Here is a 20,968-nt window from a genome sequence, read left to right on the forward strand (position 1 = left end):
GTGGTATCCAGTTCCTACTAGTCGTCCGCAGGTGTGGGGTCGCCGTCCTCTGGACTGACATCCCCTTCAATACTGGGCGGGTACTTTCCACGGTCAAGTTTCAGGTCCGACTGTGGGCGCGCCATGCAGGTCAGTGCGTAGTTCTCCCGTTCTCGGTCGGTCAGTCCACGGGCAGCAGGCTGGGTGACCGACCCCTCAACGATTTCCGCCGAACAGGCCAAGCACATCCCCACGCGGCAGGAGTACTCCTGTGCGATACCCTCCTCGATACACCGCGAGAGAATCGTCTCCTTCTCAGAGACGGTGATCTCCTCACCTGTCCCCACAAATGTCACCGTATGCTCGGTCATATTCGGCCTTTTGATACCCCCCAGCAAAACTCTTTATCACCGCCGCCCCGGAGCGAAACGGACTGCTATCCGTCAATGCTGTACCGAGCACCCGCAGTCGGCCGTTCATCTCGAAAGATTGTTCTAGCAGTCCGTCTGAAACCCGTAGCGGAATAATTTTCTCTCTCCGGGCAGGACGAGAGTGCATGACCACACATCAGGACGGCAACGCCGACGGTGCGTCGGCGACGGCACGGACCGTGTCCGTGGACGTTGTCGTCGTCGGGGCCGGGACATCCGGCTGTTACGCCGCTGCGACCGTCGCAGATGCGGGCTACGACGTCGTCATCGTAGAGCGCAAAGACGAAACCGAGGCCGGCCACATCGCCTGCGGGGACGCACTAAAAGGAGCCAGCGACTTCCCCGATGCGATCCCGAAGTCCCAGCTCGAACCGGCGTTTACCAACACGGATGTCGACCACGGCCGGTTCGAGATCCCACAGGAGGACACCGTTCTCGAAATCCCTGTCCCGGGCGAACTCGCCGTCATCGACCGCTGGGAGTACGGTCGCTGTCTCATCGAAGGCGCAAACGACAGCGGTGTGGAGTTCCACTACGATACGGTGGTTCAGGACGTGTTACAGGACGATAGTGGCCGTGTGACCGGCGTGAAAGCCATGCGGAAAGGCGACCCTGTCACATACGAGGGTGACATGGTCATCGATGGGGCCGGCGCGCTGTCGATTCTGCAGGACAAGACCGACCTCGAAGCCGCGACCTTCGATACAAACGTCCAGTACTCGCAGTTTTGCTCGGCATACCGCGAGATAATCGAAGTCGACGAACCGGTAGAATGGGACGACGCGCTCGTGTTCAAGCCGACCGAGCGCTCCGCCGGCTACCTCTGGTACTTCCCGCGCACGGACACGGAAATCAACGCCGGCCTCGGCTTCCAGATGAACGAGGAGCCGATGGAACTGGTCGACGACCTCAAACGCGACCTTCAGGGCCGAAGCGAGTTCGAGGGCGCAGAGGTACAGGATAAACTCGGCGCTGCACTGCCGACGCGCCGGCCGTACGATTCCGCTGTTGCGCCCGGATTCATGGCCGTTGGCGATGCTGCCGGACACGTCAACCCGACGACCGGCGGCGGTATTGCTGGGGCGGCCTACGCTGGGACCTACGCCGCTGAGCAGGCTATCGAGACTATCGAAGCCGGACGGACAGACGACGAAGCCGCCCTCTGGGAGTACAACGAGCGCGTGATGGACCACTTCGGCGCCCGGTATGCGGCGCTTGACGTATACAACATCTTCACCACCGCTTACGACGTCGACGACCTGATGGCGCTGCTGGCCGCGCTGCCCGGCGAAAAGCTCGCCGAAGCGCTGTACGGCGGTTCGACCAGTATCGGGCTCGGACTCAAACTCAAGATGGCCGTCAAGAGCATCGGCCACCTCGGGACTATCCGGGACCTCTACCAGACGAAAAAGGCCGCCGACCGGCTGCTGGAGCATTACGAATCCTACCCCAGCGACCGTAGCGGCTTCGAGGCCTGGCAACGCGAGCGTGATTCGATTATGGACGATATCTACGAGGTCACTGGCGCAGAGCCGAAGTACTGATTCGACAGTTCGTTGCGTTTTCGGCTGATTCTGATATACTGGTCCTGTTGTCAGCGGCGGAACTATCGTTTTTGACGGCAATCTGGATAGTGGTTGATTAATTCGTAAAATATAGTTTTGAACAACAAGTTTTATTATTTAACAACATGATATCAAAATGAAGTCACACTGGGGTCGGTCGACCGGGGGGTCACCGAGACGGCGACAGCGTGTCGACCGTCGCCCAAGTGGGGGTCAATCATGCTAGCACGCAGATTCAAATCCGACGATAGTGCAGTCTCACCAGTTGTGGGAGTTATACTAATGGTTGCAATAACGGTGCTGCTGGCGGCCACAGCAGCGACGTTCTTCTTAGATTTTGGCTCTGGGAATCTCGGCCAAAACGCGCCACAGGCGGCGTTTACCTTCGATTATGAGTCTGGGAGTCCTGATAGCCTGACAATCGAACACCGGAGCGGTGACTCGATTCAGGCTGGAAATCTGTATATCACCGTTAGCGGTGCTTCAACTGCCAACGGACAGCACGATTTCACAAGTCTCAGTGGCGCGCCGGCGGCGGGTTCAAAAATCACGGCCGGGTCACGTGTGACGTTTTCGAAGGCGTCTGACCTCTCGGATGCGGCAGTTACGCTGAACTGGAAGTCGCCGGACAGCGGCAAATCTATTCAGCTTGCCAGCTGGGAAGCACCGTAGCGTATTCAGCCGCTCAGTTGGCTGATCGCTTCAGTGACGACATCGATACCGATAGTCAGCGAGTCTTCATCGATATCGAACAGGGGCGTGTGGTGGCCGCCGGGGTGGTCAGTCCCGATACCGACGAACGTCGCCGTTCCACCGTGGTTCTGGACGCGGTCCATCAGGTAGGTTGCGTCCTCGCTTCCGCCGAGGTCGTCAGTCCGGAGGCGGCTGGTGACGCCGGGAACTGAGTCTGCCGCATCGTACACCACACCCGCGAGCGCATCGTCGCTCACCGCACTCGGCGCTTCTGCGGTCGTCTCGATAGCGACCTCGCAGTCGTGCATCTCGGCCGCGGACGACATGACGGTGTCTGCCCGCTCGCTCATGTACTCCTTGAGTGGCGTCGTTTCGCCGCGGACCTCGCCTTCCAGCGTCGCTTCTCCGGGGACAATATTCGTTGCTGTGCCGCCCTCGACAACCCCGGCGTTGACACGCGTTGCGCCGTCACCGTGCCGGCGAATCGCATGGAGGTTCTGTACGGCGGTCGCCAGGGCCTGCACAGCGTCCCGTCCCTGTGCCGGATGCCCGCCGGCGTGCGCCGTCTCGCCGGTGAAGGCCGCCCGGAACTGCCGAACGGCGAGGAAGCCGCCGACGCCGGCGACAATCTCTCCGGTCGGATGATCGAGACCGATGTGTATCGCCAGCAAGTGGTCCACGTCATCCAGATGTCCACTCTCGGCGACGGCCTTCCCGCCGCCGATGACCTCTTCGGCCGGCTGGAAGACGACTTTGAACGTCCCCTTGAAATCACTCTCTTTCACTGCCTCCAGCACGCCAAGGCCAATCGTCGCGTGGGCGTCGTGCCCGCAGGCGTGCATGTACCCCTCGTTTGTTGAACGGAACTCCTCCGTCGCTGGGGCGTGTGCCACACTGTCTGACTCCGTTATCGGTAGCGCATCGATGTCGACTCTGAGCGCGACGGTCGGTCCCTCACCCTGTTCGAGCACAGCGAGAGCCCCAGTAAATCCTCCGGCGGCGGCCTCCAGCACGTCCTCGCGGGCACCGGCGTCACGGGCCTTCCGTTGCCAGTCTTCGAGTTCATTGCCGTCGGGGACTGCCATCCGCGCATCGCCGTCCACGACATCCCGACCAATATACAACTGGTCGACGCCGATTCGCTCGATTTCCTCAACGATGCGACTGGTAGTGTAGAACTCCCGCCACGCGGGTTCAGGGCAGCTGTGTAGGTCACGCCGGACGGACCTGCGCCGCTCCTGTTGGGCCTCGTTCATGTCGGCGAAACGGGTCACAGTTACTTATAAGAATCCACAGGAGCGGACGGCGGCCCTACGACCCGCTGCCGACCTGCGTCCGCTGTTCGACGCCGGCCTCAACGTGGATTGCATTCGGGAAAGTACGCTGGGTAACGTCCCGGGCGAACTCCTCGTACCCGACAATCTCTATGGTCCGAGTGTAGACGGTATGTGTCCAGGAGTCGAAGCGGCCACCGTCTGGCCCCAGCGATTTCGATTGTGGAATCCGCAACTCCTGAGGTTGCTTCGGGTGCGGGCCCTTGAGTTCAACTCCCTTCTGCTCGGCACTCTGTTTAATCTCTGTGACAGTGTCTTCGAGGCGGTGTCGGTCCCCACTGGTGAAAGTCAGCGTTGTGACGAAGGGCATCTGTAGACGAACACTCAGCCGCGAGTGACAAAAGGCCATCTGTTTCCGTTGTGTCTCCGATATTCTCTTAAGTAGCGGTGTCATAAAATCCGATAATGATAGAGGCCACGAGCGCGGGAGCCATCCTCTTTCGCGATACGCGTGGCCGGCGGGAGTACCTCCTGCTCAAGAGCCGACCCGGCGATTGGGAATTCCCCAAGGGCGGCGTTGAGGGCGAGGAAGAACTCCAGCAGACCGCCATACGCGAAGTGAAAGAGGAGGCCGGTATCGGCGATTTCCGGCTTTTAGACGGGTTCCGCGAAGACTACGACTACGTGTTCGAGGCGAACGGCAATACCATCCACAAGACGGTCCACCTGTTCGTCGCGAAATCGTTCGAAGCGTCAGCTGAACTGTCCACAGAACACCGCGACCTGCAGTGGCGCGACTACGAGCAGGCCATCAACACGGTCACGCAGGACGGCCCCCGCGAGATACTCGAACAGGCACACGGGTTCCTCGACGAACGGGAAGACGGCGAGGAGTAGCGGTCTCGTAGCGGGAGTCGACTTGCCGCCGGAGACAGCGATAGCCCTCTCGCTTGCTGTTCGAAACGGGCGTTTTCGGCTTCGTTAGGCCTGTTCGACGACAATGGTGCTTCCAGCCATATCGCCGAGACGCTGTTCGTCGTCATTCACCGCGATGAGAATTACGGCCAGCAACGCCGAAAACGGCGAGAAAAAGAAGCCGATGAGTCGGAACACGTTCCTGACGATCGAGTCGACCCATGTGATGCCGCCGCCGCTCTCGTCGGCGATGACGAGCCCGAGTGCGTGTTTCCCGAGCGTGTAGCCGTACATTGCCTCCATGATCGTGTGATAGAGGAAGTATACGAACGGGAATCCGATCAGCATGAAGAGGTAGGCTCCAGCTAACCCTGCTATAGCGGCGTTGCTCTCGCCGGAAGCGGCACCGCCGACGCCGCCGATGACGAAGAAGATGATTCCAAAGACGATGGCGATGAGGAATCCGTCGAGGAATCGGGCCGCGAATCGTTTGCCGAGCCCTGCCTTCTTTTCGAGGTTTGCTCGTGGATGTTTATCCATACACTAGTGAGCCTTTCGTCCGAAAAAATAAAACTTTCGTAGCATTATATAAATAAAATAACACCAACCAGAGATAGTGTCATATGAGAGGGATTATGGAATGATATTGACCGGGCCGGTCTCACAATAAAAGGTTTTGCTGTCGACCGTCGAACGGTCGGCCGTGTCGGCCACCTCTGAGTTTGCCTTCGAACTGTCCGTCTGCCAGTGGGCCGAGCGCGAGTGGTCGCCGTCCGACGACGCGGCGGTGCTGGTCGCCAGACAGTTCGGAACGAAACACCGCCGCTGGGATACGATTGTACTGGAGTGCGATCCCGATGGACTCCGGGAACGGGCGAAATTCGGCACCGAAGCGTTTGACTCGGACCACCTGCACGTCCTGCAGAACGCGCCGGCGGACTGGACCTACTATCGCGATGCGCTGCCTGACCCGGGCTACCCGTGGCGGTACGTCCGGGAGTCGATTCACGAGGCGGCCGACCGTGATGCCATTGAGACTCGCAAGCGCAGCAATCGCATCGAAATTCGTCGGGTACGTCCCTATCCGGACTGGCTCCGGCGGGTCGTCGCCATCGAGAACAAGCCCGACCTGACGGCCAGCGCCGCCAGGAATCTCGTCCCACAACTGGAGCGGGACATCGCGCTCTCGCTGGCCGATGAGGTGTGGGTTGCGACGGCGGCGACCGACGAGCGTGTGGAGCCGATTCTACTGGCGGACCTGCCCGCAGCCGCCGGCGTGTTGACGGTCGACTCCGAATCCGGAACGGCTGAGGCGGTCTGGCAACCGCGGTCGCTGTCAGTGGCTGAGCCCGGAACGCGAATTCTGGACCGACCGGACGATGACACCAGCGCCGCCCGGTTCGAGTACGTAGACACCGACTGGAAGCACGAGCGGCGTCTCGCCATCGCTGAGCGGGCGTACGCTCGCGGGTGGCGCGCTTACGCGGACACGATGCGCCCCGACTGCCGCCACTTCCAGCTCACTGCCGGCGAGACTGGCGTGTACCCCCACTGCGCTGCAAAGGAGTGTCTACCGACAGCGGCGGAGTGTCGGGGGCAGTGTCCGTCCTACGAGCCGGAACCGCCGACGTGGCGGTCGAAGGACTGGCCGCTTGACGGCGGGCCGGGCAGGGCAATAAAGCGGCTGTTAGCGCGGCGACGACGCCGCCAGCGGCCGGGGCTGTCAGAGTAGCTGACCGACACCGCGGTCCGCCCTCACTCCTCGGACAGCTCAATATCTAGCTCGCCGCGCGGAACGGCCAGCCTGAACGTCGGGACGGTCTTCTCGACTGTCTCCACGATACCTTTGTCTGCGAGGCTCCGGAGCGCAGAACGAACGTCGTCGGTATCTCGGTCCTCGCCGACCTCGCGGAGGGCGTGTAACACGGCGACGACGCTCTGGCTCTCCTCATCCGGGCCGGCAATCACGTCGACGACAGCCTGCTGGAGCGAGGTGACTGTCACCGTCTGTATCCGTTCGGAGTCCTCCCCGTCGATGAGCGTCGTCGCCTCCGGCGTCGCACAGATGAGGCTGTTGTCGTTGCGGTAGTAGTACTCCTTGAGTTCGGCTTCGAGGTACTGGTGTACCTCGCTCCCGCTGTCCATGTCCCAGCGCTCCTGTAGCTCGCCGTTTTTCGTCGGCTGGAGTTCGACGATGTCGGCGAGCCGCTCGCGGGCCTCCTCCGAGAGGGTCATGGCGCGTCGGTACGACGACCACGTATTTCGGTGTTCTGAATCCGGGTAAGGCTCACTCGTGTCTGAGTGCGTCGATGGGGTCGACCCGCGCCGCTCGCCACGCCGGGTAGAGGCCGGCGACGACGCCGACCAGTACGCCAACGCCGACCGCCAGCGCCATCCACAGCGGCGCGAGCGAGAAGGTCACTTCAGCGTACCGCGTCGCCCCGTAGCCGACGAGCAGTCCGAGCGGCACCCCGAGCAGCGAGCCGAGCGTTCCGAGCAGTGCGGCCTCGACGAGAAACACCTGCATCACGTCACGGTTGCGCGCGCCGACGGCTTTCATAATGCCGATTTCGCGGGTCCGCTCGGTGACGCTGACGAGCATTACATTAGCAATGCCGATAGCGCCGACGACGAGTGCGATGACGGCGATGCCGGTGACAAAGCGCGTGATGCGTTCGATGACATCGCTGATCTCCTCGACGAAGTCGTTCCCGGACCGGGCGACCAGCTCCGTGTCGTCGGCCGAGAGTGACCGCGCGTCGGACTCACCGGAGAGGTACGTCTGAATCTCCGACTGCGTCTCCGGAATCTCTCGCGGGTCGACGACGAGGGTTACCTGCGGGTACGCGCGTTGCCGCACACCCGCCGACGGGCTCTCGACGACAGACTCATAGAAGGCGTCGATAGGAACATACACCCGGGGCTGACGGGCGAACTCGCTAACCGGGACTTCCCCGCGAGTCCCGTTGACGACGCCGACGACAGTAACGTTCCGCTCGCTCCCGTCAGGCATCGTCATCGTGAGGCGCTCACCGGTGGTGATGTTCTCGGAGAACGAGCCGGCCATGCGTTCGTTGACAACGACGGCATTCTCGTCGGTCTCGAAGGAGCGCCCCTCGACGAGGACCCCCGGCGTGAAACTGGCCGGCCGCGTCGCTGTGACCTGCTGTCTAGCAAGCGTTTGATTCCCGTGCCGTACCGACTGTGTCTGGACGATACCACGCGGGAGCACCGCCTGTACCCCAGCAATCCCCTCTAGCTCCTGAATGTCGTGCTCAGTAAACACCGGCTGGAGGGTCCGGTCGAAGTCGTCATCGCCGGACGGGGTTCCGAACACGTAGATGTTGCCTGCGTTCGATGTCTCGATGTCGCCGACGATTTCGGCCTCAACACTGGCCCCGAACGTGGCGAACGTGATGACCGACGCGATGCCGATAACGACGCCGACGACCGTCAGCGCCGACCGGAGCTTGTGCGCCCTGATAGACCGGAGCGTGATGCGGACGCTCTCGCTGGTGTCCATCAGTGTTCGCCCCCGGAGACGTCCTCGACGGACTGGATGTGGCCGTCTTCGACGTGGACGATTCGCTCCGCCCGCTCGGCGACGTGGCGCTCGTGGGTCACCAGCAGGAACGTATTGCCCGCCGCATGGAGGTCATCGAACAGGTCGAGTATCTGTGCACCGGTGTCCGTGTCGACGTTGCCGGTGGGCTCATCGGCGAGAATCAACGCCGGGTCGGTCGACAGCGCACGGGCGATGGCGACCCGCTGGCGCTGGCCGCCGCTGAGTTCCGAGGGGACGTGGTCGGTGCGGTCGCCGAGTCCAACCTCAGAGAGGAGCGACCTCGCCCGCTCGCGGCGGCGGGCGCGGTCCCAACCGTCGAAGACCAGCGGCAGAGCGACGTTTTCCACCGCGGAGAGTCGCGGCATGAGATTGAACGTCTGGAAGACGAACCCGACCTCTGTCCCGCGGATGTCGGCCCGCTCGGCCTCGCTGGCCGCCGAAACGTCCTGTCCGTTGACCACGACCTGCCCCGACGACGGCGTGTCCAGCCCGCCGATGAGGTTCAACAGCGTGCTCTTCCCGGAGCCGCTCGGTCCCATCACCGCCGTGTACGACCCCGCCGACAGGTCCAGACTCACGTCGTCCAGCGCCGTCACCGTCCCGCCGAGGTCGTACTGCTTGCTGACGCCGTCGACGCGGACAGTCGTGTTCGCTGACTCGCTCACGGCCACGCGTACGGACTGGACGGCAATGAGGGGTTCGCCCTCTGTCATAGTAGTCCGCGCTGTGACAGGAGCAACCCACTTACCATTCCAGTCCTAAGCCCGGACAATGACAGCCGATACCGGACGGAGACTGGCTATCGTCGCTGTGTTTGTCACCATCGGACTGCTGGCTGTGGGGGCAGTCGCCGGCGTTTCCGGCTTCGAGCAGATGGGGCAGCCATCCGGCGACGACGTGCTCGACGAGACCGAGCAGCGCTACGACGCGGCCGAGACAATTACCGGGACCGCGACAGTGACCGTCACGAACGACTCGGAATCGAAGACTGCGACGGTGGAGTACGCTGCCGCTGAGCCGAACAAGACGTGGGCCGCCGTCACAAGTGAGAACCGGTCCTACGAGATGGGGACGAATGGGACCGTCGTCTGGGCGGTCGGCGAGAACCAGTCGTATGCCCGCGAACTGACCGAGGAATCCGTGGCGATGAACGACACCACCGACCCGGTTCCCGAGGAGAACGTCACTGCGACGCTCCGGGGAACTGAGGAGGTCAACGGCGAATCGACGTACGTTCTCGACCTCGAACCGACCAACGAGAGCATCGACGCGCCGAACACGACGCTGTGGGTCGATACTGAGGACTACCGCGTCCACAAGATGACCACTGACGACGGGACGAACCGGACGGAACTCACCGTCGAGGAGACGAACTTCAACGTCAGCATCGACGACAGCCAGTTCGCCCCACCGGCTGACCGAGTTGCCGTTACGACCGTCGAGACGTACGACTCATACGACGCAGCCCAGTCCGCGACGGACCTGGACCTGCCAGAGTACGAGAACGGGACCTTCGAAGAAGCCCGGTACATTAGCCGGCCCGAGAGTACGGCTGTGGCACAGCAGTACGACACTGACGGCGAGAACGTGACGGTTCTGACCGCGACCGGCGCATCGAGCTATCTGGACGATGCGGAGAACGGGACGGCGGTGCAGGTGAACGGCCAGAACGCGACCGCAATCGAACGCGGCGACAGGGCTGTGGTCTACTGGACTGAAGACGATGTCACGACTGGCGTGGTCGTCGAGGGGACGACCGACGAGGCTGTCGCCGTCGCTGAAGAACTGTAGCGACGCCCGGTAATTTTCTGTATTCTATACGTCTTCCAGCGTCGCCTCGACTGACGCCCAGTGGCTCCCTTTCCAGAAGTGTTGCCCGCAGTCGGTACAGCGCCAGACCCGCTCGTCACCTGCACTCGGTGCGTACTCCGGCGTCGGTTCTACCGGGTCGACTTCCTCGACCGGGCTGTTGCAGACGCCACAGTAGTCCGGCTCCGGAGCCAGCGAGAGGCGGAAGCCGGCGTCTGCGAGTTCTCGCAGCTGGTCTTCAATCTCTCGCTCGCTGAGGAGCACACTCTCGGGTGCGCGGGTGGCGAGGTCACTATCCCGGGTAATCACCAGCCGGTCCTCACGTTCCGCTATGTCGAGGAGGTCGTCATCGGCCTCGGCGTCCCGGTCCAGCGCGTACGCCGTGTCGTAGCCACACATCCGCAGATAGGTGGCGAGTTTGCCGAGCATCGCATCAAGCGCGAGTCGGTCGCTAGGGGTGTGCTCAGGCATCGAGGAACTCGCGGAGACCCTCGGCGTCGCGGGTGTTCAGTACGTTGTCCGTCTCGGCCCAGCCCCGCCGAGCCATGTGGACGCCGTAGCGCAAGAGTTCGAAGTTACCCGGGCTGTGGGCGTCTGTGTTGATGGCGATTGTCGCCCCAGCCTCAACGGCCTGCTTGACCGCGCCACCGCCGAGGTCCAGCCGGGCGGGGTTGGCGTTTATTTCCAGCGCCGTGTCGTTGTCGGCAGCGACAGATGCGAGCCGCTCCACATCCACGTCCAGCCCTTCTCGACGGTTCAGATAGCGCCCCGTCGGGTGGCCGATGACGTTCACGTCGGGGTGCTGTGCGGCCGCGACGAGGCGGTCTGTGCCGTCCCCGTCCAGCGCGGCGTGTGGCGAGGCGACCACGACATCCAGTTCTGCCAGCAGGTCGTCGGCGACCGAGACACTGCCGTCCGCGGCGATGTTGGCCTCGACGCCGGTGAACACGTCGATGGAAGCATCCGCCGCAACCGATTCGACCTCGGTCAACTGCTCGCGGAGTTTCTCATCCGGGACGCCGACGCCGCCGACCATCCCCGGCCCGGTCGCGTGGTCCGTGACGGCGAGGTAGTCGTGGCCGAACGCGGCCGCGCCCTCGACCATCTCCGTGATACTGTTGCTGCCGTCCGACCAGTTCGTATGGGTGTGGATGTCGCCGCGAACTTCGCCCTCGGCGAGGAGGTCGGGGAGCGCTCCGTCCGCGGCGGCCTCGACTTCGCCGCGGTTCTCGCGGAGTTCCGGCGGAACCCAGTCCATTCCCAGTGCGTCGTACACCGCTTCCTCGGTTTCGCTGGCCACCAGTTCGCCAGCCCGCTGGTCATCGTCTTCGACGTCCTCGACATCAAAGACGCCGTACTCGTTGACTTTCAGGTCCCGCTCGATGGCGCGGTTTCGGACTGCCACGTTGTGGTCTTTGCTGCCGGTGAAATACTGTAGCGCCGCACCGAACTCCGATGGGTCGACGATCCGAAGGTCGACCCGAACGTCGTCCGCGTAGGCGCTGGCTTTCGTCTCGCCGGACTCGATAACCCGGTCGAGTCCCTCCCAGTCGGCGAACCGCTCGACGACGGCCTCAGCGTCGGTACTCCCGACGAGCACGTCCACGTCGCCGATAGTCGGCCGCCAGCGGCGAATCGAGCCGCCGAGCGCGCACTCGGTCACGGCGTCACCGGCGGCCATGTAACTCCGAATCCGGTCACCGTACGGTCGGGCCTCGCCGAGCAGCGACCGCTCGTGGGCCTCACGGGCGAAGTCGATGTTGTCGAGGATGTTCTGCTCTGTTTTCGCGCCGAAGCCCGACACCGCCTGTATCTCGCCGGCCTCGGCGGCGGCTTCCAGTTCATCAAGGGTGGTGATGCCCAGCGCCTCGTACAGCGAGCCGACGGATTTCGGCCCAACCCCCTCGACCGCTGTGAGTGCGTCCATCTCGACGGGAAGCTCCTCGCGGAGTTCGGTCAGCTCCTCGATTTCGCCGGTCTCGACGTATTCGACCACCTTCGAAGAAATGGCGTCGCCGACGGCGTCTATTTCACCAACGCTGTCCTCGCCCTCGGCGGCCAGCCCCTCGATTGCGCCGGGGAAGTCCCTGATGTTCTCGGCCGCCCGGCGGTAGGCCCGGGGCTTGTACTCGACGCCTTTGGCGTCTAGCAGGTCGGCGAACTCTTCGAGCAGTGTTGCGATTTCGTCGTTCCGGCTCATGTTAGTAGCTCCGTCCGGCACGACCCGTGCCGGAGTCTGCGTCCTCGTGTCCAAGCGCTTTCTGCAGGAACTTCATCCAGCGTTTCCTGTCGGCTGTCTCCTGAGCCTGCGCTTCCTGCTCGATGTTGGCCGCACCGAGCTGTTCGAGGGCGTTGAGCGCCCGGTCGATGCCGATGATGGCCGTGGCAAGCTCCTCGCCGCGTTCGTAACTCACTTCGTTGTCCTCGATCCGTTGCTTGCGCTGGAGACGCTCGCGCCGCAGGTTCTTTTTCGCTTGCTCGACGCGCTCGCGCTCGCCCCGCGGAATTGTCTCCCGACGCTTGATCTCGAAGACGAACGACTGGAGTTCGATCTCCTCGCCCTGCACGGTGATTTCATCGGGAATGTTCGCACCGACGGTCGCGCTGTCGCGTTCGATGCGCTCCAGCAACTGTTTGCGCTCGAACTCTTTCACTAGCAGCGCCTTAGACCGGGTTGCCCTTACCCGCTTCGCCCATCGGTCGCCAGCGGTTGTACGGCGTCGCCTGTTTTTGCTCTACCCACGTGTGCCCGTTCAGCCTCCGTGTTTCTGGGAGACGCTGTGAACGGTCCTGACTGAAATAAAACGAGGTCGGCGATATCTTTTTCATTGTCTCTGCCGTTCTCATTGTACGAGAGTAATACTGTCCCCCTCGTTTATTATATGACTCTAACGTTCGAACCGCTTGACGACCGTCCTGGGCTCGCGGTCATTGACCAGATCGAGCGCCAGCGCTACCGGATACACACGCCGACGCCAATCGCGCTCAGGGAGACGGCGGCCGACGTGTTTCAGTATCCCGTCGGGGACGCTGTCCGGATACGGACGCGCGCTATCGAACTACCGACGGTGGTCATGGTGTACGTCCGTGACGACGACGGAGCGATAGCCGCCGAGGTTGCGCAGTTCGAGTCTGAGACGCTGCCGGCGGATGACTACGTCCTTGACCCGCTGACGCAGATCAAGACGTATATGCGGGTCGAGGACGCCGAAGTCGAGGTCACCGTCGACTCGGACCGGACCCGAATCGAGTTCGACGCTCCGACGGACCTGCTCATCGGCGCTCGCTCCCAGCACGACCGGCCGGCTGCCACGGTCACGACGACCGAGCAGCCGGCTGACGTGATGGCCGCGATCGAAACCTTCGGGTCGGCACTCAAGGCCCACGACCCCGAGCGCTCCTATCCGACGCTCCGCGGCCACCCGCCGGCGCTTGAAATCGGTGATACGCTGGACATCCCAGCGGATATCGACAGTCCGGATACCGGTGTCACGCTCGAACTCCCGCCCGATCTCGCGTCTATCTTCGTCGCCGCGCCGCTTTCGTACTACCTCGGAGCCTCGCTCGTCCCCGCATCCGAGCCACGGCTCACGACCGACACGGGATTTACGTACTCGCTAGATACCGCACGAGGCTTCGAATCCGAGGTCGGACGCACGCTCAAGCGTCTCTTCTTCCTCGATTGTGTCACACGCACTGAGGGGTTCCACCAGATCGACTTGCACGAGCGAGCAGCTATCGAGCCCTACGTCAACCTCGACTTCCAGTCGCTGTACCAGCAACCACTGGCGGAGCAGGTCGCCACCTATCTGCAGGTGCCGTACGACGTTATTGAGGACCACATCCCGAAGTGGCGGCTGACAACGCACATCGACCCGGTGCCGGCGAACGCGGAACAGCTCCCGTACGTCGTCGATGACCTCGCTATCGTCCGAACGCACCAGCAACAGCGGCTAAACCAGGCGAGCGTTCCGGCGGAGGCCGAGGCCGAGTTCACCCGCGACGATGTCATCACCCGCGCCGCGAGTTCAGACACTGCCACCGCGCCACCAGATACGGACTACGTCGAGCCACAGGCCCACGACTCACTCGAACAGGCCTGGATCGGGGACAGCATTCCTATCGGTGCGAGCAAGCTGACCAAAGCGGCGTTCGAACACCGACTCGACCGCGATACGAACGCCGAGGATATCACGATTCGAGTCGTCCAGAACGACGCCCGGATGGACGAGGAACGACAGCTCGTCGACGAAGTGTATGGCACCCGCGACGACCTGCCGTTCGATGTCACAGTCCACGACGACCTGACGACGGCGGAACTCGGAACGGTCCTCACGACCGACGCAGAGTTCTTCCACTATATCGGCCACACCGAACACGACGGCTTCGTCTGCTCCGACGGCAAGCTCGACGTGACGACGGTCGATTCGGTCGGCATCGACACCTTCCTGCTGAACGCCTGCAACTCGTATAATCAGGGTCTGGCGCTCGTCGAAAAGGGCGCAATCGCTGGCATCGTCACGCTTAACGAAGTACTAAACGACGGTGCGGTTCGCATCGGTGAGACTGTCGCACGGTTGTTGAACTGCGGCTTCCCGCTCCGAGCGGCGCTAACTATTGCGCGCGGTGAGAGCATTCTCGGTGGACAGTATATTGTCGTGGGTGACGGTGGTGTTACTGTTACTCAGCCAGAGGGAGGGACACCGAATATGCTTAAAATAACTCCTCATGGGACAGAATTTGAAGTACTCATGAATATGTACCCAACCGATGTCGACGAATTGGGTGCTATTACCATGCCTTTAGTAAATGATTATTCCTGTCATCATCTGGCATCCGGCGAGATTGGTCCACTTGTGCTCGATAGAACAGAATTAGAGGATTTCCTTCTCATGCAAAAAGTACCGGTGCAGATCGGAGACAAGTTATATTGGAGCAAATCCCTTGATTTAGCTGAAGCTGTCTCGTAAATGATTGATGTAGCTTCCTATCGAACTCGGCTTAATAAGCTGGAAAGTATCTGATCTACTCTGAAATTACGGACCGAAGTACGAACTATTATTAGCTGCTGCAGTCCCTGCCTGTGACAGTAACATCAGGAGGGTGAACAGTGCGCCGGCCATTTTTGGGTGCTCTGCGAGGTATTCGCGCATGGTAGTATCGGACATGATACGAATTGGATGTTGGGTGGAAGATAATTAAATTTATTTGAATGGTTCCTACATATTATATATTGTATTAAGGATAGAATTAAAAGATAAATCCAGAAATCAACCGGCACAAGAGTTAAATCGCGTGTTTAGTGGGAGAATTACACGCGGAAGTCGTATGTACGCATGAGAAGACGCTAGCGATACCCCCCATCAGTAACGTTTAGTAGGCAGGTATGTAACTGACAATCAGGGTTGTGTATTGATGTATGAATGGAAATTAACTGATGACTATCCGAAATATAGACATCCTACCGGCTCCCTTCAGTTGCCGGACGTAGGGTGGTCGAGGTATACAACGATCGCTACTTTCTTGATGCAATTGATGATCACTGGTGGCTTTGTCGGCAGCACCGGGGGGAAAGATGGCTCCTGAGGAACAGTGGCGGCTCGGAGACAAGACAGTGGAGCTCTCCAGTGCAGCCATCAGCGGGAGCCGACGCGTGGCAACACGGCATACACCGCTTCTCCGGACTGAATCAGTAGACCGACGCGACGAGATGCGGGCAGAGGTCCCGATTCCGCTGGCGAAAGTCGAGCAGTCCCAGCAGTGTACCGTGTTGCACGTCGACGACGACCCACAGGTGGGTGAACTGGTCGAGGTGTATCTCGAACGCATTAACGACGACTTCGATGTCGTGACGAAGACCAGCGCCGTCGCCGCACTCGATTTCCTCCGGACAGAGCAGGTCGACTGTATCGTCAGCGATTACGATATGCCAAACACCGATGGGCTGGAGTTTCTGGAACTCGTCCGCGAGCAGTATCAGGATATCCCATTTATTCTGTTCACTGGCAAAGGTAGCGAAGAGATCGCGAGCGAGGCAATCGCGTCGGGCGTTACGGACTACATGCAGAAGGGAGGGCGGTCAGACACATACGATGTTCTCGCCAACCGAATCGAAAATGCCGTCGAGCAACATCGAACCGAGCAGCGGTTCTGGAACGCCCTCTCGTGGTATCAACGGCTCGTCGAACAGGAGCTGGCGGGCGTCTGTATCATTCAGGACGGGACGTTTGTCTACGTGAACCAGAAGCTGGCCGACATTTTCAGCTATGACCAGAGTGAACTCATCGACGAATCCCCGGCTCTCCTCACGGCAGAGGGCGACGGCGACCGACTTCCCGAGTCACTCCGAGCAGCGGACTCAGACGAGCTCGATACGTTCCATTCGAAGTTTGAGGGCCGACAGGCCAACGGCGAAACGCGGACCATCGAGGTCTCCGGCGGGTCCATCGAGTACGATGGCGAACCGGCGTGGATCGGTGTGCTTCGAGACGCTGAAACCAACCCCGATATTGGCGAGTGAATCGCCGTTTGACTGCTGTGTGCTGCTCGCTGGCTCGTACGGTTTTGCAGGGTACTTCTCAGCTACGCGATAATCGATCGGTGGCCGGTCCACTGTCCTGCTGTTGACTGTCCCTGTCACGAGATATCAGCTCTCTCACGAAGGCGAGAGTTGTCACAGACGAACAGCCGACAGTATAAGCACAATCCCTTTCCACCGTCCACTCCTACCGTAGTATAATGTCGGAGTGCGATGCCTGTGGAAAGCAGGAGAACATGCCGTACCAGTGTGGGCACTGTGGGGGGACCTACTGTGCGGAACACCGGCTTCCCGAGGCCCACGATTGCCCCGGACTGGACAACTGGAGCGATCCGGGCGGCGTGTTCGACAGCGGGTTCGACGAGAGTGTAAATACTGGCCAGACATCAGGGAGCGGCGGTGTCGCCGACCGGTTCGGTATCGACACCGGGCCCGGGGGGCCGCTGGCGTACTTCCGGGGGAACGTCACGTATCTGTTCCTGGCGATTATGGGAATTGTGTTCATTCTCGAACATATTGTTATCCTCTCGCTTGGCCGCGAAGCGTTCCAGACGCTGTTCGTTCTCCATCCGAACAACCCTGAGTACATCTGGACCTGGGTTACGTCCGTGTTCTCACACGCCCCCTTCGGATTCTATCACATCTTCGGAAACGGGATTATCATTTACTTCTTCGGCCGACTCGTCGAGCAGCAGATCGGGTCGAAGAAGTTCGCTATCTTCTTCCTCGTGTCCGGCGCGCTGGCAGGCCTCGGACAGATCGCAATCCAGACGTTGCAGGGAACGTCTGCTGGTGTCCTCGGAGCCAGTGGCGCGGCGCTGGCGATCATGGCGTTCCTGACGGTCCTGAAACCGGACCTCCGCGTCTACCTGTACTTCCTGATTCCCGTCCCGATCTGGGCGATCACCGGCTTCTACTTCCTGTTGAGCATCTTCGGGTCGCTCAATCCGATGGGGGCCGGCCTGCTTGGTGGCAACATCGCGCATCTCGCCCATCTTATCGGCCTCATCATCGGGCTCTGGTACGGCCAGAAAATCAAGGGCCAGACCCGGATGCCCGGCCAGATACAGTTCGGCGGTGGCGGCGGCCCCGGCGGCCCTGGTGGACCGGGCGGTCCCGGCGGTCCGGGCCGGCGTCGTCCATGACGGTGCACCCGGTTCGCCCCGAATTCGTTCCCGACCCGGCGCTCTCGCAGACTGAGATGGAGGAGTTGCAACGTGATATCGCGGCGGCGGCGCGGTTCGAGGACGAGATGGACGTTTTGCCCGAGGCGATCACGCGCACCGGAGATGCACCGGACGTCGACCAGACGACACTGAGCACCAGCGCCGACGACCGAACGGAGCCGCCATTCATCGCTGGCGTCGACCAAGCGTTCGTCGACGACAAGGCCGTCTCGGCGATTGTCGTGCTACAGAACGGTGAGGTCATCGAGCGAGTCAGCGCCGTCGAACGCACCGAGATTCCGTACATTCCCGGCCTGCTGTCGTTCCGTGAGGGCGGCGCAATTCTGGCCGCGTTTGCGGAGCTAGAGACTGACCCCGACGTGGTACTTGTCGACGGTAGTGGCCGCATCCACTTCCGGGAAGCCGGGCTGGCGACACACATCGGCGTCACGCTGGACGTGCCGGCCGTCGGCGTCGCAAAGAACCTCCTCTGTGGCACACCGGAGCAGTCCCTCGACGAGAGATACCCGGAAGGGACGCGGATTCCGATTACAGCCGACGACAGCGTCGAGACCTGCCCCGACGGGACAGTAATTGGCCACGCACTCCAGACGCGCCAGTACGACTCACCGAATCGGCACATCAACCCGCTCATCGTCAGTCCCGGCCATCGCGTCAGCGCAAGCACGGCGGCGGATATCGTCGAAGCTACCGCCGACGGCTACAAGCTCCCCGAGCCGACCCGGCTGGCCGACAGCTACGCCGACGAGGCAAAGGCAACCGTCGAGTAGCTCGTTCGGATAACCGACAGTATAACTTCCCGGGGTGTGTTCTCCCGGCCAACACATGGCGAAGACGGTGCTGATTACGGGGGCGTCCTCGGGTATCGGGCGGGCGAGTGCCGAGGCGTTCCTGGCCGACGACTGGACTGTCTGGGCGACCGCCCGCGAGGAATCGGACATCGAAGACCTCGAAGATGCAGGCTGTAAAACCGCTGAGCTTGACGTGACGAACCCGCGGGAGTGCGAGCGGGTCGTTGAGGCGCTTATCGAGTCCGAAGGGCGACTCGACTGCCTGATAAACAACGCCGGCTATGCGCAGTTCGGCGCGGTTGAGGATGTGTCGACGGCGGACCTGCACGACCAGTTTGACGTGAACCTCTACGGCCCGCACCGACTCATCCGTGAAGCGCTCCCGCACATGCGGGCTCGCGAGAACGGAACCATCGTGAACGTCTCCAGCGTCGCGGGCCGTATCGCCTTCCCCAATCAGGGTAGCTACGCCGCCTCGAAGTTCGCGCTGGAGGGACTCAGTGACGCGCTCCGGATGGAGGTCGAGGAGTTCGGCATCGACGTGGTGCTCGTCGAACCCGGGCCGGTTGAGACCAACTTCGACAACCGCGCCGACGAGGAACTCGATGACCTTGATACGTCCGGCGCGTACGACTGGCTGTATCAAGCCCACGAGGATTCGAACCTCGTCGGCATTCAGGACGCGCTCTCTGTCACGCCTGGGACAGTTGCGCTGACTATCCGTGACGCTGCCAACGCCAGCGACCCTGAACCGCGGTATCCGGTCGGACAGGGCGCACAGCTACTGCTTATGCTCGATTACTTGCCGGCGCGGTGGCGCGACGCAGCGTTCGGTGTCATCCGGAAGCTGACACGCTAATCACCGCCCCGCTCAGTTTAGTCCAGACAGGCCGCCACAACCGACAGCAGTCGCTCGCCGCGCACTTCTTCGGCGAACAGCGGCACACGGCGTACGTCGTGGCCGCGGAACATGTCCTGTGACCGGGCCAGCGCGTCTTGCTGTACCTGCCAGCGCCGCGCGCAGAACTCGCAGTCGGCGTGGTTCGGGCCGGCGATGTCCACGTCCTCGCCAAGCACCTCGCTCGGGTCTTGCATCACTCGATTGACGACGACGGTGCTGACGGGGATGTTGAACTCGCCGAGTTGGGCGAGCAGACGCTCGGATTCGACAACGGACAGTTCCTCGGGCACCATCACGATGCGGAAATCCGTCCTTTGTGGGTCCTGTAGAATCCCCCGGAGGTGCTCAATGCGGTCCGAAAGCTCCTGCAGGTCCTCGATGCCGGCCTCGGCGTCGACGTCCTGATCGTCGCCGAACATGCCGGTGAGGTTGTCCATCATCCCCGAAAACCGCTCGCGGAGTTGCAGAATCTTCCCGACCATTGAGTCCATCGTCTCAGGGAGTTCCAGTAGCCGGAGGGTGTGGCCGGTCGGGGCGGTGTCGATGACGACGCGGTCGAAGCGGTCGTCGTCGACGTAATCCAGCAAGAGGCGGAGCGCCGCAGCCTCGTCGGCTCCGGGCATCGACCCGCCGAGAAGCCCCTCCTCACCGCCGATCGGGTCCTCGGCCTGACCTGCGCCCGCTGCACCGCCTGCACCTCCGCCAAACATCCCGTCGCCGCCGAGCAGTTCGCCCACGCCACCCAGTGCGTCCTCCTCGACACCGAGCGGTCCCTCGCCGACGGCGGCCTCCGGGTCGATTTCAGCCGCGTACAGCGGGATGTCTTCGCGGATGCGCGTCGGTGTCGCCGGGATATCCGCATCCAGCGTGTCCGACAGGGAGTGGGCAGGGTCCGTAGAGACGACGAGCGTCGCCGTGTCGTCGCGCGCGGAGGCCAGCGCGGTGGCCGCAGCACACGTTGTCTTGCCGACGCCGCCTTTTCCGCCGTAGAGGACGTACTCCGCCGCATCGATTCCTGCGGGTGCATTAATATCGTCGACCGCTTCGACGTCGAGTTCGCTCATGCCAGAAGCTACGCTTGTCTGGCCTTGAGTACTTCCCGAAAAGGAGTTGTCCTACTGTCTCGAGGACCGCGCTTCACGGACATCCGCGCCGTCCCGGAGTTTGTCCTCACAGTTTGGACAGACCCGGGGGCCATGGCCTTCGACGGCTTCTGGTGTAAAAACCCGTACGTACTGCTCGGTTACAAATTCACCGCAGTTCTGACACTCGGGCATCTATAGGTACACTCGTTCCACGATGTATATGCCTTCCGCTGCC

Annotated in this window: 23 protein-coding genes; 10 read left to right on the forward strand and 13 right to left on the reverse strand. The window is 61.8% G+C overall.

All coding sequences use genetic code 11. From position 1 onward, the window contains the following. Positions 1-17 precede the first annotated feature (17 nt). Positions 18-350 (reverse strand): 2Fe-2S iron-sulfur cluster-binding protein, encoded by a 333-nt coding sequence (locus BDK61_RS08275; protein WP_004516873.1) that lies wholly within the window; start codon positions 348-350, stop codon positions 18-20. A gap of 185 nt (positions 351-535) precedes the next feature. On the opposite strand from BDK61_RS08275, the gene BDK61_RS08280 reads away from it, so the two are divergent. Together BDK61_RS08280 and BDK61_RS08285 are read left to right on the forward strand one after the other, a co-directional pair. Next, complete coding sequence (locus tag BDK61_RS08280) at positions 536-1,954, forward strand: geranylgeranyl reductase family protein (protein ID WP_004961934.1); 1,419 nt, start codon at positions 536-538, stop codon at positions 1,952-1,954. 240 nt (positions 1,955-2,194) lie between these two features. Further along, the gene (locus BDK61_RS08285) at positions 2,195-2,647 is read left to right on the forward strand and encodes a type IV pilin (protein WP_082229903.1); all 453 of its coding nucleotides are present in this window, start codon (positions 2,195-2,197) and stop codon (positions 2,645-2,647) included. Between the two features lie 5 nt (positions 2,648-2,652). Here BDK61_RS08285 and BDK61_RS08290 read toward each other — a convergent pair whose 3' ends face one another. Together BDK61_RS08290 and BDK61_RS08295 are read right to left on the reverse strand one after the other, a co-directional pair. Continuing rightward, entirely contained in the window at positions 2,653-3,924 is a 1,272-nt protein-coding gene (locus BDK61_RS08290) for an amidohydrolase (RefSeq protein WP_121302982.1), read from the reverse strand. Positions 3,925-3,979: 55 nt separating this feature from the next. After that, positions 3,980-4,312, reverse strand: coding sequence for an uS10/mL48 family ribosomal protein (locus BDK61_RS08295; RefSeq protein ID WP_007190485.1), 333 nt, complete (start codon positions 4,310-4,312; stop codon positions 3,980-3,982). Between the two features lie 95 nt (positions 4,313-4,407). Here BDK61_RS08295 and BDK61_RS08300 point away from each other — a divergent pair, with 95 nt between their 5' ends. Further along, entirely contained in the window at positions 4,408-4,839 is a 432-nt protein-coding gene (locus tag BDK61_RS08300) for a bis(5'-nucleosyl)-tetraphosphatase (RefSeq protein WP_004961919.1), read from the forward strand. Positions 4,840-4,923: 84 nt separating this feature from the next. On the opposite strand, the gene BDK61_RS08305 is transcribed toward BDK61_RS08300, so the two are convergent. Continuing rightward, complete coding sequence (locus BDK61_RS08305; RefSeq protein ID WP_004961916.1) at positions 4,924-5,397, reverse strand: RDD family protein; 474 nt, start codon at positions 5,395-5,397, stop codon at positions 4,924-4,926. 136 nt (positions 5,398-5,533) lie between these two features. Here BDK61_RS08305 and BDK61_RS08310 point away from each other — a divergent pair, with 136 nt between their 5' ends. Then, positions 5,534-6,589, forward strand: coding sequence for a DUF5787 family protein (locus BDK61_RS08310; RefSeq protein ID WP_121302983.1), 1,056 nt, complete (start codon positions 5,534-5,536; stop codon positions 6,587-6,589). Between the two features lie 23 nt (positions 6,590-6,612). Here the strand turns inward: BDK61_RS08310 and BDK61_RS08315 are convergent, their stop codons facing one another. The 3 genes from BDK61_RS08315 to BDK61_RS08325 are packed head-to-tail and all read right to left on the reverse strand — an operon-like array spanning position 6,613 to position 9,135. Beyond that, positions 6,613-7,092, reverse strand: a complete 480-nt coding sequence (locus tag BDK61_RS08315) for a DUF5797 family protein (protein WP_121302984.1) — start codon at positions 7,090-7,092, stop codon at positions 6,613-6,615. A 52-nt stretch (positions 7,093-7,144) separates the two neighbouring features. Then, complete coding sequence (locus tag BDK61_RS08320) at positions 7,145-8,380, reverse strand: ABC transporter permease (protein ID WP_011223165.1); 1,236 nt, start codon at positions 8,378-8,380, stop codon at positions 7,145-7,147. Then, positions 8,380-9,135 carry an ABC transporter ATP-binding protein gene (locus BDK61_RS08325; RefSeq protein WP_195156667.1) on the reverse strand — a complete coding sequence of 252 codons (756 nt, stop codon included), beginning with the start codon at positions 9,133-9,135 and terminating at the stop codon, positions 8,380-8,382. The genes BDK61_RS08320 and BDK61_RS08325 overlap by 1 nt, the downstream gene beginning before the upstream one ends. A 58-nt stretch (positions 9,136-9,193) precedes the next feature. On the opposite strand from BDK61_RS08325, the gene BDK61_RS08330 reads away from it, so the two are divergent. Further along, positions 9,194-10,213 (forward strand): LolA family protein, encoded by a 1,020-nt coding sequence (locus tag BDK61_RS08330; RefSeq protein WP_007190480.1) that lies wholly within the window; start codon positions 9,194-9,196, stop codon positions 10,211-10,213. 24 nt (positions 10,214-10,237) lie between these two features. Here BDK61_RS08330 and BDK61_RS08335 read toward each other — a convergent pair whose 3' ends face one another. Genes BDK61_RS08335 through BDK61_RS08345 form a run of 3 tightly spaced genes read right to left on the reverse strand, consistent with a single transcriptional unit; the run spans position 10,238 to position 12,885 of the window. Next, positions 10,238-10,702, reverse strand: a complete 465-nt coding sequence (locus BDK61_RS08335) for a Mut7-C RNAse domain-containing protein (RefSeq protein WP_004961900.1) — start codon at positions 10,700-10,702, stop codon at positions 10,238-10,240. Continuing rightward, positions 10,695-12,431 (reverse strand): DNA polymerase/3'-5' exonuclease PolX, encoded by a 1,737-nt coding sequence (polX, locus tag BDK61_RS08340; RefSeq protein ID WP_121302985.1) that lies wholly within the window; start codon positions 12,429-12,431, stop codon positions 10,695-10,697. The genes BDK61_RS08335 and polX overlap by 8 nt, the downstream gene beginning before the upstream one ends. Before the next feature lies 1 nt (position 12,432). Next, positions 12,433-12,885, reverse strand: coding sequence for a DUF5788 family protein (locus BDK61_RS08345; protein WP_004961894.1), 453 nt, complete (start codon positions 12,883-12,885; stop codon positions 12,433-12,435). A gap of 228 nt (positions 12,886-13,113) precedes the next feature. Here BDK61_RS08345 and BDK61_RS08350 point away from each other — a divergent pair, with 228 nt between their 5' ends. Next, positions 13,114-15,201: a hypothetical protein gene (locus tag BDK61_RS08350; protein WP_121302986.1), complete on the forward strand. Its 2,088-nt coding sequence runs from the start codon at positions 13,114-13,116 to the stop codon at positions 15,199-15,201. A 66-nt stretch (positions 15,202-15,267) separates the two neighbouring features. Here BDK61_RS08350 and BDK61_RS24160 read toward each other — a convergent pair whose 3' ends face one another. Continuing rightward, a complete protein-coding gene (locus BDK61_RS24160) occupies positions 15,268-15,399 on the reverse strand; it encodes a DUF7503 family protein (RefSeq protein ID WP_279629711.1) in 132 nt (43 codons plus the stop codon). 407 nt (positions 15,400-15,806) lie between these two features. On the opposite strand from BDK61_RS24160, the gene BDK61_RS08355 reads away from it, so the two are divergent. From BDK61_RS08355 to BDK61_RS08370, 4 genes are all read left to right on the forward strand, one after another. Then, the gene (locus BDK61_RS08355) at positions 15,807-16,751 is read left to right on the forward strand and encodes a response regulator (protein WP_121302987.1); all 945 of its coding nucleotides are present in this window, start codon (positions 15,807-15,809) and stop codon (positions 16,749-16,751) included. Between the two features lie 218 nt (positions 16,752-16,969). Then, the gene (locus BDK61_RS08360; RefSeq protein WP_121302988.1) at positions 16,970-17,914 is read left to right on the forward strand and encodes a rhomboid family intramembrane serine protease; all 945 of its coding nucleotides are present in this window, start codon (positions 16,970-16,972) and stop codon (positions 17,912-17,914) included. After that, positions 17,911-18,726 (forward strand): endonuclease V, encoded by an 816-nt coding sequence (locus BDK61_RS08365; RefSeq protein ID WP_121302989.1) that lies wholly within the window; start codon positions 17,911-17,913, stop codon positions 18,724-18,726. Before BDK61_RS08360 ends, BDK61_RS08365 begins: the two co-directional genes overlap by 4 nt. Before the next feature lie 55 nt (positions 18,727-18,781). After that, positions 18,782-19,606 (forward strand): SDR family oxidoreductase, encoded by an 825-nt coding sequence (locus tag BDK61_RS08370; protein ID WP_007190475.1) that lies wholly within the window; start codon positions 18,782-18,784, stop codon positions 19,604-19,606. A 17-nt stretch (positions 19,607-19,623) separates the two neighbouring features. Here the strand turns inward: BDK61_RS08370 and BDK61_RS08375 are convergent, their stop codons facing one another. Then, the gene (locus tag BDK61_RS08375) at positions 19,624-20,712 is read right to left on the reverse strand and encodes an ArsA family ATPase (RefSeq protein ID WP_004961875.1); all 1,089 of its coding nucleotides are present in this window, start codon (positions 20,710-20,712) and stop codon (positions 19,624-19,626) included. Between the two features lie 51 nt (positions 20,713-20,763). Next, on the reverse strand, positions 20,764-20,925 hold the full coding sequence (locus BDK61_RS24465; protein ID WP_004516852.1) for a DUF7563 family protein: 162 nt from the start codon (positions 20,923-20,925) through the stop codon (positions 20,764-20,766). Between the last annotated feature and the right edge of the window lie 43 nt (positions 20,926-20,968).

Origin of the sequence: Haloarcula quadrata (assembly GCF_003634715.1) — an archaeon.
GTDB lineage: Archaea > Halobacteriota > Halobacteria > Halobacteriales > Haloarculaceae > Haloarcula > Haloarcula marismortui.